This window comes from Bradyrhizobium sp. PSBB068 (assembly GCA_016839165.1).
GTDB lineage: Bacteria > Pseudomonadota > Alphaproteobacteria > Rhizobiales > Xanthobacteraceae > Bradyrhizobium.
Map to the genome: position 1 here is coordinate 4,587,874 of CP069300.1, position 15,351 is coordinate 4,603,224.

At 65.3% G+C, this 15,351-nt stretch carries 14 protein-coding genes; 8 read left to right on the plus strand and 6 right to left on the minus strand.

Going from position 1 to position 15,351, the window contains the following annotated elements; genetic code table 11:
- Positions 1-64 precede the first annotated feature (64 nt).
- A complete protein-coding gene (locus JQ507_21385; GenBank protein ID QRI67522.1) occupies positions 65-724 on the plus strand; it encodes a TetR/AcrR family transcriptional regulator in 660 nt (219 codons plus the stop codon).
- Here JQ507_21385 and JQ507_21390 read toward each other — a convergent pair.
- The gene (locus tag JQ507_21390) at positions 721-1,755 is read right to left on the minus strand and encodes a DUF21 domain-containing protein (protein ID QRI67523.1); all 1,035 of its coding nucleotides are present in this window, start codon (positions 1,753-1,755) and stop codon (positions 721-723) included. The two genes, JQ507_21385 and JQ507_21390, sit on opposite strands and share 4 nt — an antisense overlap.
- A gap of 90 nt (positions 1,756-1,845) precedes the next feature.
- Positions 1,846-2,664, minus strand: coding sequence for an AAC(3) family N-acetyltransferase (locus JQ507_21395; protein QRI67524.1), 819 nt, complete (start codon positions 2,662-2,664; stop codon positions 1,846-1,848).
- 239 nt (positions 2,665-2,903) lie between these two features.
- Here JQ507_21395 and JQ507_21400 point away from each other — a divergent pair, with 239 nt between their 5' ends.
- A complete protein-coding gene (locus JQ507_21400) occupies positions 2,904-4,121 on the plus strand; it encodes a GGDEF domain-containing protein (GenBank protein QRI67525.1) in 1,218 nt (405 codons plus the stop codon).
- 21 nt (positions 4,122-4,142) lie between these two features.
- Here JQ507_21400 and JQ507_21405 read toward each other — a convergent pair whose 3' ends face one another.
- Positions 4,143-4,871, minus strand: a complete 729-nt coding sequence (locus tag JQ507_21405; protein QRI67526.1) for an SDR family oxidoreductase — start codon at positions 4,869-4,871, stop codon at positions 4,143-4,145.
- 98 nt (positions 4,872-4,969) lie between these two features.
- Positions 4,970-5,860, minus strand: a complete 891-nt coding sequence (locus tag JQ507_21410) for a LysR family transcriptional regulator (protein ID QRI67527.1) — start codon at positions 5,858-5,860, stop codon at positions 4,970-4,972.
- A gap of 93 nt (positions 5,861-5,953) precedes the next feature.
- Between JQ507_21410 and JQ507_21415 the strand changes: the two genes are divergently transcribed.
- From JQ507_21415 to JQ507_21425, 3 genes are all read left to right on the plus strand, one after another.
- Positions 5,954-6,409 (plus strand): PACE efflux transporter, encoded by a 456-nt coding sequence (locus JQ507_21415; GenBank protein QRI73450.1) that lies wholly within the window; start codon positions 5,954-5,956, stop codon positions 6,407-6,409.
- A 236-nt stretch (positions 6,410-6,645) separates the two neighbouring features.
- Positions 6,646-7,872 carry an ABC transporter substrate-binding protein gene (locus JQ507_21420; GenBank protein ID QRI67528.1) on the plus strand — a complete coding sequence of 409 codons (1,227 nt, stop codon included), beginning with the start codon at positions 6,646-6,648 and terminating at the stop codon, positions 7,870-7,872.
- 83 nt (positions 7,873-7,955) lie between these two features.
- Positions 7,956-8,648 carry a glutathione S-transferase N-terminal domain-containing protein gene (locus JQ507_21425; GenBank protein ID QRI67529.1) on the plus strand — a complete coding sequence of 231 codons (693 nt, stop codon included), beginning with the start codon at positions 7,956-7,958 and terminating at the stop codon, positions 8,646-8,648.
- 338 nt (positions 8,649-8,986) lie between these two features.
- On the opposite strand, the gene JQ507_21430 is transcribed toward JQ507_21425, so the two are convergent.
- Positions 8,987-10,186: a TrmJ/YjtD family RNA methyltransferase gene (locus JQ507_21430; protein QRI67530.1), complete on the minus strand. Its 1,200-nt coding sequence runs from the start codon at positions 10,184-10,186 to the stop codon at positions 8,987-8,989.
- A 333-nt stretch (positions 10,187-10,519) separates the two neighbouring features.
- Between JQ507_21430 and JQ507_21435 the strand changes: the two genes are divergently transcribed.
- The 3 genes from JQ507_21435 (at position 10,520) to JQ507_21445 (ending at position 14,098) form a co-directional block, all read left to right on the plus strand.
- Positions 10,520-12,220, plus strand: a complete 1,701-nt coding sequence (locus tag JQ507_21435) for an alpha/beta fold hydrolase (GenBank protein QRI73451.1) — start codon at positions 10,520-10,522, stop codon at positions 12,218-12,220.
- Between the two features lie 125 nt (positions 12,221-12,345).
- On the plus strand, positions 12,346-13,560 hold the full coding sequence (locus JQ507_21440; GenBank protein ID QRI67531.1) for an NADP-dependent isocitrate dehydrogenase: 1,215 nt from the start codon (positions 12,346-12,348) through the stop codon (positions 13,558-13,560).
- Between the two features lie 31 nt (positions 13,561-13,591).
- Positions 13,592-14,098 (plus strand): DUF3455 domain-containing protein, encoded by a 507-nt coding sequence (locus tag JQ507_21445; protein QRI67532.1) that lies wholly within the window; start codon positions 13,592-13,594, stop codon positions 14,096-14,098.
- Here JQ507_21445 and JQ507_21450 read toward each other — a convergent pair whose 3' ends face one another.
- A complete protein-coding gene (locus tag JQ507_21450; protein ID QRI73452.1) occupies positions 14,099-15,349 on the minus strand; it encodes an ion transporter in 1,251 nt (416 codons plus the stop codon).
- Between the last annotated feature and the right edge of the window lie 2 nt (positions 15,350-15,351).

Below are 15,351 nucleotides of genomic sequence, written 5' to 3' on the forward strand. Positions count from 1 at the left end.
CGCATCGATGCGCGCATGAAGATGCGACTTGATGATTTTGCCGCGCTCCGATTTACTGCCGCGCATGGCCAAATCGATTGCGAAGAAAAAACCTGCCGCGGCGTTCAGCGCCGGCGACGATGAATCGGCGCGCGGGCGGCTGCTGAATGCGGCGACGCATCTGTTCTGCAAGAACGGCATCAACGCCACCGGGATCGATGCGATCATCGACGAGGCCGGAACCGCGAAGACCACGCTCTACAAATTGTTCGGCTCGAAGACCAACCTCGTGCATGCGGTGCTGGAGAGTGAAGGCCGGCAGTGGCGCGACTGGTTCATCGGCGCGATCGAGGCGGGCGGCGGCGATGCGCAGACCAAGCTGTCGCGGATATTCCCTGCCCTGAAGACCTGGTTCGGCGAGGAGCGCTTCTATGGCTGCCCCTTCATCAACGCGGTCGCCGAGCACGACAAGGACGCCAAGCAGTTCCGCAACATCGCGCTGAAGCACAAGAAGGTGGTGCTGGCGCATATCGAAAGGCTCGCCGCCGAGATGGGCGCTACCGAGCCGGCCGTGCTGGCGCACCAGCTCGCGCTGTTGATCGACGGCGCCATCGTCGCCGCGATGGTATCGGGTGATCCCGGTGTCGCCGACACCGCAGGGCTTGCCGCGGGCAACCTGTTCGCCCCGGCCAGGGCGAAGAAGGCAAAACGCGCCAGCAGCGCCGCCGAACTCGTCGCCCTCTAGGCGGCCGATCGCTTCTCCACGGTCGCAATGCCGCGCAACAGCCGCCCGAGCAGGTCCGAGCCGGTGATGATGCGCTTCTGCCCGCTCCACACCAGGATCAGATCGTGCTCGATCACGTCGTCGCCCGGCGTCTCCGGCACCACCTTCATCAACCCGATGACGTCGCCGAGCCGCGCCTTGGCGTCACGCACGATGATCGGCCGGTGCCAATAGGCGGTCGGATCGCTTTCGAGTTGGTTGAACAGCGCATCGCGCAGGAAGTGGTGGGCATCGAGCACGAACACCGGTTCACCCGCGAGATCGGTCACGATCACCCATTTCATCCCCGACGCATCGATCCGGCGCAGGAACGGATCATCTGGCACGCTGTCGAATTTCGGCAGCACGCAGCGCTGATTGGCGAGCGGCAGGCTGAGGATGCTGGCGGGATCGATCGCCTCGCCCTCGTCACACACCGAGATGTCGTCGAGGTCGAGGAAGTTCTGGGCGCCGATCGCCTCCACCTTGCTGATGTCGCCGCCGTCGACGACGTGGCGGGCGATCATCTGCCGGATATCCTGCTCGCGCAGATAGGTGATGCCTTCCGAGCCGAGCCACCAGTCGAGCACCATGGCCGTCGGCTTCGCCAGCGGAAACAGCACGATGCGATAGAAGTTCAGGAACGGCAGGAACCGCGCGGTCATCGCCAGCGCGTTGCGCGAGAAATAGGCCTGCGGGAATATCTCGCCGAGCAGCGTGATGGCGAAGGCCGAGAACAGGAACGCGCCCACGCCGGCCAACACCGAGTCCGACAACAGCGTCAGCAGCACGTTGGTGGTGACATTGCCCCAGATGATGGTGGCGAGGATCTGATTCGAATGCCGGCGAAGCTCGAGCACGCGCGCCGCGTTGGCATTGCCGCTGTCCGCCTCGATCTGCAGCCGCAACAGGCTGAGGCTGAAGACCGCGAGATTGAGGCCGGCGAACAATGCCGACTGCAGGATGCAGGCGGCGATCCCGATCCAGGTCGCGATGATCCCAAGATAGGCCATGGATGCCCCGGCTCACTGTTGCGGCGTTTCGCCGCCATCACAGTCGAACGAGGTGACAGCCGAATGACCGCGCCGTGATCCCTCCGGCCATCATCCAAACGGCGCGCCCTGCTCCGCCATCAGACCGGCGGCGGCATCGACGATCGCCGTCATCGACATCAAGTGGCAGGTCGCCGATCCGACGCGCCCGGTGCGGACAACGCCTTGCCGAACCAGCGCCTGGCCGATCCCCGGAAAGCCGTCGGGGTAGCCGGCCGCGACGTCGAAGCGAACCCAGCGCCGCTGTCCGTCGACCGTCATGGCGGAGCCTTCCGCGATTCTCGGCAGCGACGGCCAAGCCTTCAGCTCGGACAGGTGCAGGGCCGTGCAGGCGTCGAAGCCGGCACCGAGCAGCAGAATGCGCGCCGCCGATCGGTAGAGAACGCCGAGCGGTCCATCGTCGCCGAACGGCTCGCCGAGCGACTGCCACGCCGTGATCCACTCCGCTTCGGGACCAAGGGCCGCGAAGGAGCAGGTCGGATGCAGGCTGCGCCGCGCCCCCGGCCAGCTCCGGAACAATTCGGCGACGGCGCCCATGTCGCGGGTCGGCGTGGTGCGCGGATCGAACGGCGGCACGCCTTCCCGGATGATCCCGATCCAACTCTCGGGGACGGGCGGCGCGCGCCAATTCGCGGGATCGCTGAGCTGCGACGACTGCGCGGGCATCACCAGCGTGCCGGCGTCGGTGACCGCATCAAGCAAGGCGCGCACTACCGCCTCGGCGCCGCCCGCGACCCAGCCGAGCGCGCTCATCGCACAATGCACCAGCAGCGTTTCACCCGGCATGACGCCGAGCAGTCGCAGGTCGCGCATCAGGCTGTGCTGGGTCCGCGGCTCGCCGGTCGCGGCGACGATGGTATGCTCGGTCATTCGATCGTTCCTGCGGTCGTTCCCGCGAAACCGCGGCTCACGAAATCGCATCGAGAATACCGCATCCTGCCGGACCGGCCACGGCACTGACGGCGCGCAGCGGCGATGCGAGGGCGCGCCAATTTGGCGCATCCGTGCGGTTTACTTCCCGTCAAGCACGCCGCGTGATCGGCGGCGTCCTTAAAGGCCTGTTAGGCCCGCTGGGATCAGTTGCCACGTGAAAGTACGGGGCAAGAACAATGCAGTCCGAAACAGGACGATACAGCCAGCCGCGCTGGGGCGTGACGCGCTGGCTTGCCGATGCCGGGCCGGGCGTGCCCGACGACATCCGCCAAGCGCTGATCGGCGATCTCTACGGCTCGCTGCCGGTATTCGCGGCCGGCGCGGTCAACACGGTCGCAGTCTCGGCCGTGATTGCGATCCGCGAGCCGACCGCATGGTTCATCACCTGGGTCATCCTCGAGCTCGTCATCTGCCTGTCGCGACTGGCGGTGCTGGTGGCTGCGCATCGCGCGGCGCGCGAGCGACGGCCGACGCCGACCGATCTGCACCTCGTGCTCGCGGTCGCCTGGAGCGCCAGCGTCGGCTTCGGCATCCTGATCAGCCTTGCCAGCGGCGACTGGGTGGTCGCGATGCTGGCCTCGCTGTCGGCCGCGGCAATGGTCGGCGGCATCTGCTTCCGCAATTTCAGCGCCCCGCGTCTTGCCGGCACCATGATCCTGCTCAGCCTTGGCCCGATCGTGCCGGGCGCGGCGCTTGCCGGCGAGCCGCTGCTGTTCATCGTCTTCCTGCAGGTGCCGCTGTATCTCACGGCGATGACGGTCGCGGCCTTCCGCCTCAACAAGATGCTGGTCGCGACCATGCGCGCCGAGCGCGAGAACGGTCATCTTGCCCTTCACGACACCCTCACCGGGCTGCGCAATCGCGCCGGTTTCGTCGCCGCGCTGAACGCCAAGCTCGAGGCCCCGGCCGGAAACGGCCGGCCGTTCGCGCTGCTGTTCTTCGACCTCGACAATTTCAAACCGGTCAACGACACCTATGGTCACGCGGCCGGCGACCAGGTGCTGATGCTGGCCGCCGAGCGGCTGCGGCGCGCGCTGCCGGAGACCGACGTGATCGCGCGACTTGGCGGCGATGAATTCGTGGTGCTGGCGAACGGCGTCACCGCCGAGCAGGCGCTCGCCGTCGGCCAGCGCATCATCCAGGCCGTGACGATGCCCTACCGGCTCGCCGACGGCGTCTTTGCCAAGGTCGGCGTCAGTGTCGGTGTCGCTGTCTCGCCCGAGCACGGCACCGAGGCCGAAGAGTTGCTGGCGGTCGCCGATGCCGCACTCTATGAAGCGAAATCCGCCGGCAAGGCCCAGTGCCGCATGGCCTCGGTCACCACCAATGTCGCCGCGCTGCGCCGGCTGACGAAACAGGCCCCCGCGCCCGCCCGCAATCGCGGCGCCGCCTGAAAACGAGGTCCGGCGGACCGCCTAAAGATCGAAGTTCGTCGGCAGCATCACGACGTCGCGGATGGTCATGCCGCGCGGCCGGGTCAACATGAAGATCACGACCTCGGCCACTTCGCTCGCCTCCAGCAGGCTGCCCGACGCTTTGGCTTCCTGAAGCTTCTCCGCCGGCCAGTCGGCGAGCAGCGCGCTGATCACCGGCCCGGGCGAGATCGAGCCGACGCGGATGCCGTGCTTGAACACCTGGCGCCGCACCGTCTGCACGAAGCAGTTGATCGCCCATTTCGACGACGCATAGACCGGCTCCCACGGCGTCGGGAAATGCGCGGCAAGCGAGCTCGTCACGATGATGTCGCCGGTTGCCCGCGCGATCATGTGCGGCAGCACGTCGTGCACGTTCTTCATCACCACGTTGACGTTGAGGTTCAGCATCCGGTCGATCGCTGTGCTGTCGGCATCGACGAGATCGCCGCCGACATAGATGCCGGCATTGGCGTGCAGGATGTCGAGCTGGCCTGCTTTCTCCAGCGCACGCGGCAGCAGCGTCGCGCAGGCCGCGGCATCGAGCAGGTCGATGACCAGCGGAATCACCGCATCACCGTGTCTTTCCGCCAGCGCCGCGAGCGCGGTGGCGTCGCGGTCGACCATCACCACGCGCGCGCCGGCCGCCAGCATCGCTTCGCTGCTCGCAAGTCCGATGCCGGATGCCGCCCCGGTCACCGCCGCGACCTTGCCTTCCAATTGCTTCGCCATCGTCTCCACCCTGTCAGGTCAGTGCGACAGGCATGGCAACACATCGCGGTCGCGATGTCAGCTGCCATGCGGTGCACGACGGCGGGCGGGTCCAGCGCTCACAGGCGGAGCATCGGTGGCCGCGTGGCGAAGCGGCGGCGCAGCCATTTTGCCGCCGGCCCGGCCGGCCGCTGCTTGTGCCAGACCACTTCGAGCGCGACCGGATGCGCGCCCTCGTCGAATTCCAGTTCGGGAATGGCGAGGTCTTCGGCGACCTGCGAACTCGCCATGATGTGGGCCGGGATCAGCGCCCAGCCGACGCCGTGCTTGAGGATCTGCAGGATCACCCAATGGCTCTCGACCCACCACACCTCCGCCGCGACACGCAGCCGATGCCGTTCGGTGCCTTCGTTGCGCACCGTGACCATGATCTGGCGATGCCGCTTCAGCTCCTCCCAGTCCACCCGCCCATGCGCCAGCGGATGGGTCTTGCCGCAGACGAGCTGCAACGGCACCCAGCCGATGGTCTTGAAGCCGAGCTCGGGCGGCAGCTGCTCCTGCCGCCACATCACGCCGACATCGGCCTTGCCGTCGAGCACGAGCCGGCTGACGTCCTCCATGATCGGAAACAGCAGCTCGAGTTCGACATGCGGAAAGCGCGTGGCGAATTCCGCGAACAGCTCGCCCACCGCGCTCTCCGGATAGAGCTCGTCGATCGCCACCACCAGGCGCTTCTCGACATGCGCCTCGAAGCTGCTGGCAACGCCGATCAGGTGCTCGCGGCGATCGAGGATCAGTTTTGCCTCGGGCAGCAGTCGCGCCCCTGCTTCGGTCAGCACCGGGTTGCGCCCGGTCCGGTCGAACAGCGCAATGCCGAGGTCGGTCTCCAGGTTTGCCACGTGCGTACTGACCGCCGATTGCGCCTTCTTCAAAAGCCGCGCCGCGCCGGAGAACGAGCCCTGCTCGGCGGCCGCCACGAAGGATTCGAGCTGGTCCATGGAGAGGGACATCTATCTCTTTTCCAGATATTATCTAACTTTATAATCCCACAATATCAGATAGAAACCCGATCACAACGACAAGAAAGGGTTTTCAAAATGTCTATGCGTTCCTTCTCCGACCGGATCAGGCACGCAGTCCTGTTCGAACTGATCGGTATCGCCATCTTCACGCCGGCAGCGGCCTGGCTGTTCAATCAGCCGGTCGCCCATATGGGCGTCATCGGCGTCGTCTCGGCGACGGTGGCGACGATCTGGAACTTGCTGTTCAATCTCGGCTTCGACCACGCGCTGGTCCGCCTCACCGGGCGTGTCGTCAAGACGATGCCGATCCGCGTCGCGCACGCGATGCTGTTCGAGGCCGGCCTGATCGTGCTGCTGATCCCGTTCGTCGCCTGGTATCTCGGCGTCTCGCTGTGGGCCGCGCTGATGATGGATATCTCGATCGTGGCGTTCTATCTGATCTACGCGTTCGTGTTCAACATCGCCTACGACCGGGTGTTTCCGCTGCCCCGGCCCGGCGCGCATGATCGCACGGTGACCCGGGCCTTGCCGGCCTGATCGACCTCAACGCGCGGCGCAGTGGATCATTTGATCCGCCGCGCCGCTGCGCATCCTGACACCGCCGCCAATATTGCTGCTGGTAGCGACTACGCACAAGTTCCGCAGCGCCGCGCACCTAAACTGGTTTGATCCGGATCAACCAGCATGGAATGCTTGAAGCCGAGACGCCCGTCAGAGGCTGCCAAACGGCCAACAATGCCAAAACGGCCAACAAGAAGAAGCGGAGGACTACAATGCCAAGGAACCGTTCGATCCAGCTATCACGCCGTCAGCTCATCAAGGGCACCGCCGCCGCGTCGGCCACGCTGCTGCTCGGCAAGCCTGCGATCGCCAAAGGCAAGACCGAGATCGTGATCGGCAACATCGACGCCTATTCGGGACCGGCTGCGGTCTATTCGTCGATCGGCCGTACGCCCGGCGGCTATTTCAAGATGATCAACGAGCAAGGCGGCATCAACGGCCGCATGATCAAATACATCACCTATGACGACGCCTACAGCCCGGCCAAGACCGTCGAGCAGGCGCGCAAGCTGGTCGAGAGCGACGAGATCGACGTCCTGTTTGCGCCGCTCGGCGCCCCCACCAATGCGGCGATCATGAAATACATGAACCAGAAGAAGGTCCCGCACCTCTTCATCGCCTCGGGCGCGACCAAGTTCGGCGACTACAAGAATTTCCCCTACACGATGGGTTTCCAGCCTTGCTACCAGATCGAGGGCCGGGCCTTCGCGCAGCACGTACTGTCGACGCAGACCGACCCGAAGATCGGCATCGTCTACCAGAACGACGATTTCGGCCGTGACGTGCTGAAGGGCTTCAAGGACGGACTTGGCGCGAAGACGTCTGCAATCGTGGCCGAGCTGTCGTATGAGACCGCGGATCCGACCATCGACAGCCAGGTGGTTCGCTGCAAATCCGCCGGCGCCAACGTGTTCATGAGCATGACCACGCCGAAATTCGCAGCCCAAGGCATCAAGAAGATCGCCGAGCTCGGCTGGCAGCCGGCGCATTACATCGGCAACAACGCTTCCTCCGCCGGCTCGACGCTGAAGGCCGCGGGCTTCGACGTGTCCAAGGGCATCATCTCGAGCGCCTATTTGAAGGATCCCGTCGACGCCGCCTGGGACAGCGATCCCGCGATCCAGAAATGGCGCGCCTTCCTCGACAAATACGATCCAACGGCGGCCAAGAACGACATCTACGCGGTCACCGGCTATCTCACCAGCCAGATCCTGGTTCAGGTGCTCAAGCAGTGCGGCGACGACATCTCGTCCGAGAGCATTATCAAGCAGGCGGCAAACCTCAGGGACGTCGAATCCGACATGCTGCTGCCGGGCATCAAGATCAACACCTCGCCGACCGACTATTATCCGCTCGAGCAACTGCAACTGACGCGCTTCAGCGGCGAACGCTACGAGCCGCTGGGACCGGTGATCGACGGCGGGATTTCGAAGGCGTGATCATCTGAAGCACGCACCGCCCTGACGTTTCCAATCGACCGATCCTGAGGTAGCCTCGTCCATCCTGAACGAGGCGAGCCGCCATGCTCACGCTCTATTCGTATCCGCCGTTGTTCGGCGTCGCCGACAACAATGGCTACGGTCTGAAGGTGTTCGCCTTTCTGAGGCTCGCCGGCGTGCCGTTCCGGCACGAGCACATTTTCGATGCGTCGAAGGCGCCACGCCAGCAATTGCCCTACATCGTCGACGGCCACGACACCGTCGGCGACAGCGAGACCATCCTCCGCTATGTCACCGAAAAATACGGCGTGACGCTGGATGCGGCGCTGACGCCGGCGCAACGCACCACCGATCTCCTCGTCACGCGCATGCTCGACGATCTCTACTGGGTGATGTCCTACTCGCGCTGGAAGGACGAGCGCTACTGGCCCAAGTTCCGCGATGCGCTCAAGCGGGAGCATCCGGACCTCACCGACGACGGCTTGATGAAGGCCAGGGAGTTCAACGCGCAACGCTATCACTACCAGGGCATCGGCCGCTTCGAGCCCGACGCCGCGATGGCCCGCGGGCTCGCCGATCTCGCCGCACTGGCGAACCTGATTTCGCGGCAAGGCTATGTACATGGCGACAAACCGACATCCATCGACGCGGGCATCTATGGCTTCGTGGCCAACATCTACTTCTACGACATCGACACGCCGTTGAAGAGGTTCGTGGTGTCGCACGACGCTCTGCCGCAACACTGCCGCGCGATCCACGCGGCAGTCAGTCTCTGAGCGCGAAACGTCGATCGCCACGCATCCGGCGGATGGAAACGGGAATCGGCACCCGGCTTTCCCTGCGCCCTCCGACATCAGGACGGCGAACAAGAGATGCAAAGCTCGGACAAATCATGTCGCGAGAATGTTGGTGTATGAGCCAAAGCTCGCGCGATAAACACAGTGTCGTCCTGGCGAACGCCAGGACCCATTACCCCAAATCTCCATCGTTGCGCGACGCTGTGGCCGCAATCCCATACATCACGGAATGCGGTGGTTATGGGTCCTGGCTTTCGCCAGGACGACGTTGGAACGAGGTCGCGACGCCATCAGGCAATCGGCGCAACGACCGAGGCTCACCGCCCCTGCGGAAGACTCCCCTCCAGCCGCGCCAGCTCGCCGTCGAGATCGCGCTCGACATCGGCAACATGCATGTCGACGACCCGATAGTCCCTCGCCTCGAGCCAGGCGCGGCGCTTGGCGCGGTCGGTGGCGATGGCCTCGCTCTCGTTCGGATTGACCAGTTCGATCGCGGTCCGGTGCACGAAGGAGACGAAATCGGGGATGTGACGGCCGACCGGGGTCTGGCGCTTGAACTGGCCGGCGAAGCGGCGGTCCCGCGTCAGCGCCTGCCACAGGATGCGTTCGGCGTCGGTCGGGTTGCGGCGGAGCAGCCGGGCGAGGCCACGCACCGTGCTGGAATTGTCCGCGGTCGCGCCGCCCCCGCCCTGTTCGGCGAGCAGCGCCCGAAGCCTCGTCGCCTGGGCGCCGTCGAGCACCCCGCCCTTGGCCGGGCCCTTGCGGCCCTCGGCGATCGCCATCACCACGCCGTGCAGCGTGTGCATGTCCTGCTTGGTCGGGTCCATCCGGGTGAAGATGTTGCGCAGGTTGACCAGCATGGTGTCGCGCTTCTCGGCCGGCCGCAGGAACTCGACCTTGTCGAGCTCGGCGACGAGGTTGTCGAAGAACGCCTGCATCTGGTGCTGGGAGGCCGGCTCGGACCGTTCCGGCATCGCGAACGGCAGCGCGCCCGCGGTCGAGAGCTTGAACCATTCATAGCCCATCAGCAGCACCGCCTGCGCCAGATTGAGCGAGGCGAAGCCCGGATTGACCGGAAAGGTGATGATGCGGTTGGCGAGCGCGACCTCGTCGTTGGTCAGGCCGGAGCGCTCCCGCCCGAACAGGATGCCGGCGCCGCCGCCGGACGCGACATGGCCGACGATCTCGCTGGCCGCGCCTTCTGGCCCGACCACCGGCTTGGCCTGGTCGTGGGCGCGGGCGGTGGTCGCGAACACCAGCGTGAGGTCGGCGATCGCCTGCTCGACGGTGTCGAACAGTTCGACGGAATCGATGATGTGGTCGGCGCCGGCAGCAGCGCGCTGGGCGGCGATGTTCGGCCAGCCGTCGCGCGGATTGACGATGCGCATCCGCGTCAACGCGAAATTGCCCATCGCGCGCGCGGCCATGCCGATGTTCTCGCCAAGCTGCGGCTCGACCAGGATGACGACGGGACCGGCAAGGTCGTGCCCTGCCTTGGTCTTGTCGGTGCCGGACATCTCACTTCACTTTCTGATTCAACGTCTGAAGATTTTGAATCAGCTTCCGAAGCGGCTGATTCAAAGTCTCATACAGGTCCCCGAAACCAGCTTTGCACCGGTTTTGCGCGGGACCAATTTCTCCAAGCAGATAACAGGGTTAGCCGCGATTGCGAATCCTCAATCGGAATCCCGTTCGCACAACGCCGGGGTCGCCGCTTGCGCGCGCTTCGCCTTCGGATAGGCTATCAACCACAACCAAAGCGAAGCTGTAAAGGCACGCTTGAGACGCCGGTTGAACGGCGAGGCACCTTGGGGGAGACGACGATGCGGGGCAGATGGACGCTGGCGATTGTGGGCCTGATCTTGATCGTGGCGGGGAGCCTGCTCGCCCACTTCACGCAGACCGCAGGCGGCATCCGGATCGAGGATGTCAGGTTCAAGGGCGCCAAGGGCAACACCATGAGCGCCCTGCTCTACGTCCCGCCGAACGCGACGGCGCAGATCCCGGCGCCCGGCATCCTCGCCGTCCACGGCTATATCAATTCGCGCGAGACCCAGGACGGCTTCGCCATCGAGTTCGCCCGCCGCGGCTATGTGGTGCTGGCGCTCGACCAGACCGGCCACGGCTATAGCGACCCGCCCTCCTTCGCCAACGGGTTCGGTGGACCTGACGGCCTCGCCTATCTCCGCAGCCTGCCCTTCGTCGACAAGGAGAACATCGGCCTCGAGGGCCACTCGATGGGCGGCTGGACCGTGCTGGCGGCTGCCGCCGCGATGCCCAACGACTACAAGTCGATGGTGCTGGAGGGCTCGTCGACCGGCAAGCCATTTGCCGCCGAGGGCACCACCAGCTGGCCGCGCAACACCGCGCTGGTGTTCGCCCAATACGAGGAATTCCCCGACCTGATGTGGGGCGTCCAGCTCGCCCGCGACGTCACCACGAGCCCGAAACTCTGGGCGCTGTTCGGCACCCAAGGCGCGGTCGAGCCGGGCAAGGTCTATGGCGACCCGGCCAACGGCACCGCGCGGGTGCTCTACACCCCCGCGATGACCCATCCGGCCGAGCACATCTCGCATGAGGCGATCGGCTACAGCCTCGACTGGTTCGCCAAGACGCTGAAAGGCGGCACGCCGCGCCCGGTCGACGACCAGATCTGGTTCCGCAAGGAGATCGGCACGCTGATCGCCCTGATCGGTTTCGTTGCTCTCGTCATCGGGACGTTCGACGGGCTGCTGGAGGCCCAGATGTTCTCCCGCCTGCGGCTACCGGCGGTTGCCGACGGCACCATGCCGCCGCATCAGGCGGCGAGCGGCCGGCGCTGGACCACGGCATTCATCCTGTCCGCCTTCGTCCCGGCGCTGACCTATTACCCGGCCTTCGCGCTCGGTGGCACCTTCGTCACCCCGAGCGCGGTCCTGCCGCAGGGCATCACCAACCAGATCCTGGTCTGGGCCATCATCAATTTGCTGATCACGCTGGCCCTGATGCGGTTCGCCCCCAAGCGCGCCAGCCGGGCCGGCCTGATCGGTCAATCCGTCGTGATCGCGCTGGCCTCCGTGGCGGTGGGCTACGCCGCGCTCTGGCTCGCCGACCTCGCGTTCAAGATCGACTTCAGGTTCTGGATCGTCGCGCTCAAATTGATGAGCGCGAAGCAATTCCTCATCTTCCTGATCTATCTGATTCCGTTCACGGCGTTTTTCGTCGTGGCGCTGCACGTGCTACACCGGAATTTCTCGACCATGAGCGCGCCGCGCGGGGCGCTTTATCTGACCAACATCCTGGCGCTGACGCTTGGCTTCATCGTGTTGCTGGTGCTGCAATACGGCACGATGTGGCTGACGGGGAAGCTGTTCAACCCGCTGCCGGACCCCGGCTTCGTGCCGCTCTCGACCATCGTCGCGATCCAGTTCGTACCGCTCTTGGCGATCGTGGCCGTGATCGCGACCTTTACCTGGCGGCGGACCGGATCCAGCCTGCCGGGCGCCCTGATCGCGGGCCTGTTCGTGACCTGGTACATCGTGGCCGGGACCGCCACTCAGGTCCCATTTTAGGTGAAATGATGGGCTGAAAGTGCATAACCGGTGCGCTTTCGCCCGTCCCCGGGCAGTGCTATAGCGCAGGCGTATTTTCCAACCCGCCGTCAAAAGCGCGCTGTTCCCAAGAGGGCCTCTCCGTCATGGCAAAAATCAAGGTATCCAATCCCGTCGTCGAGCTCGACGGCGACGAGATGACCCGGATCATCTGGCAGTACATCAAGGACAAGCTGATCAACCCGTTCCTGGATGTCGAACTGCTCTATTTCGATCTCGGCATGGAATACCGCGATGAAACCAACGACCAGGTGACCATCGACGCCGCCGAAGCCATCAAGAAGGTCGGCGTCGGCGTCAAATGCGCCACCATCACCCCCGACGAGGCCCGGGTGAAGGAGTTCGGCCTGAAGCAGATGTGGAAGTCGCCGAACGGCACCATCCGCAACATCCTCGGCGGCGTGATCTTCCGCGAGCCGATCATCTGCAAGAACGTGCCGCGTCTGGTTCCGGGCTGGACCAAGCCGATCATCATCGGCCGCCACGCCTATGGCGACCAGTACCGCGCCACCGACATCAAGTTCCCCGGCAAGGGCACGCTGTCGCTGAAGTTCGTCGGCGAGGACGGCACCGTGATCGAGCGCGAAGTGTTCAAGGCGCCCGGCGCCGGCGTCGCGATGGAGATGTACAATCTCGACGACTCCATCATCGATTTCGCGCGCGCCTCGCTGAACTACGGCCTGCTGCGCAACTACCCGGTCTACCTCTCGACCAAGAACACCATCCTCAAGGTCTATGACGGCCGCTTCAAGGACATCTTCCAGGACATCTACGACCGCGAGTTCAAGAAGGAATTCGAGGCCAAGGGCCTGACCTACGAGCACCGCCTGATCGACGACATGGTGGCCTCGGCGCTGAAATGGTCCGGCGGCTATGTCTGGGCCTGTAAGAACTATGACGGCGACGTACAGTCCGATACCGTGGCCCAGGGCTACGGCTCGCTCGGCCTGATGACCTCGGTGCTGCTCACCCCGGACGGCAAGACGGTGGAAGCCGAAGCTGCCCACGGCACGGTGACCCGGCACTACCGCGAGCACCAGAAGGGCAAGGAGACCTCGACCAACTCGATCGCGTCGATCTTCGCCTGGACCCGCGGCCTCGCCCACCGCGCCAAGCTCGACAACAATCCGGAGCTGGCGAAGTTCGCCACCACCCTGGAGAAGGTCTGCGTGTCGACCGTCGAGGAAGGCTACATGACCAAGGACCTCGCGCTGCTGGTCGGCGCCGACCAGCGCTGGCTCTCGACCACCGGATTCCTCGACAAGGTGTCCGACAATCTCGTGAAGGCGATGGCCACCTAAAGGCTGCCGTCTTGGAATGATGGGTGCGAGCATGACCAAGGCCCTTGTCAGAGCCGTCGTGCTCGCATCATTCGCGCTCACAGGGTCGGCGGCATCAGCTGCCGATCCCCTGCCGGACGCCGTCGCGGCGCCTAGCGAGATTCCGGTCCTGTCAGTCCATGCCGAGGGTGTGCAGGTCTACGAGTGCAAGCCGGTCACCGACGGCAAGCTCGCCTGGTCGTTCCGCGAACCGGTCGCCACCCTGATCGCCGACGGCCGCACCGTCGGCCGGCACTATGCCGGCCCGAACTGGGAGCATGTCGACGGCAGCGCAGTGACCGCCCGCACCACCGGCAGCGCGCCCGGCGCGACCCCTGCCGACATCGCCTGGTTGAAGCTCGAAGTGATTTCCCACCGCGGCAACGGCCTGTTCTCCAGTGTTGCCACGGTGCAGCGGATCAACACCTCGGGCGGCGAGCTCAGCGGCGCCTGCGACAAGGCCGGCGCGCTTGGGAGTGCGGCGTATTCGGCGGATTACGTTTTCCTGCGGAGAGACTGACTAGTCCCGGATGCCGCCGTCGGCCTCGCCGGGCGGCTGGGCGATCTCCGCGACGGCGAGGTCGCCGCCGGCCGTGAGCGGATCGGCGAGCCGCGCCTCGGCCGTCTCCCGGACATGTGCGGCGAGCGCCGGCATGCGCTCGATCAGGGCATGGAAGTCCTGCGCATCGAGCAGCAAGAGCTTGGTCTTGCGCGTCGCCGTTACCGTGCCGGAGCGATTGGTCCTGCGCAGCAGCGCGATCTCGCCGAAGAACGTGCCGTCGGCAAGCCGGACCCGCTGGCTCGGCAGGTCGATCTCGACCTCGCCCGCCGTGATGAAATACATTGATGAGGCCGCCTCGCCGCGCCGCACCAGCACCTCGCCGGCCTCGATGGTCTGCGAGCGCAACAGGCGCATGATGTCGGCGATGTCGGCAGCGCCAAGATGCGAGAACAGCGGCACCCGCGCCAGCATGCCCCAGGTCACCACGAAGTCGCGGCGCCGGACCTCCTCGGCGAACGCGCTCGAGATGATCGCGACCGGCAGCGCGATCATCGCGAAGCCGACCACGATCGCAACCACGGTGACGATCCGGCCGAGCGGCGTCACCGGAACGACATCGCCATAGCCGACCGTGCCGAGCGTCACGATCGCCCACCACATCGCCTGCGGCATGGTGCCGAACTTGTCCGGCTGCACCTTGTGCTCGATGGCATAGAGCAGCGCGGCGAACAGCAGCACGGCGCCGGTCAGGATCACGACGCAGCCGAACAGCGTGCGCCGCTCGGCATGCAGCGCCGCCAGAAGCGAACGCATCGCGGGCGAATAGCGCACCAGCTTCAGGAACGGCAGCATGCCGAACAGCACCAATGCGATCTTGTCGTTGATGACCAGGGCGACGGCCGACGGCAGGAACGCGAGCAGGTCGATCACGCCGAGCGCCGAGCAGGCGTATTCCAGCCGCGCCTTCAGCGGCGTCATGTCGCGCAGGGAATGGCCGACCACGCTCCAGAGCCGCGCGGCGTATTCGAGCGCGAAGGCGATGACTGCCGCGACTTCGACCGCGGTCAGCAGCCATCCGAACTGTGCATCGATCTCGGGCACCGAGGCCAGGATCGCCGCCAGCACGTCGACGGTGATGATCGCGACGATGAACCCGGCAAACCGCGAGCCGCCCGAATGCGGCAAATCATCGCGCTCGAGTAGCTCGTAAAGACGGTCACGCAGTCCGGGATGGCTGATCGTGGGCTTGAGCGGAGCTGTCGCCACGATCA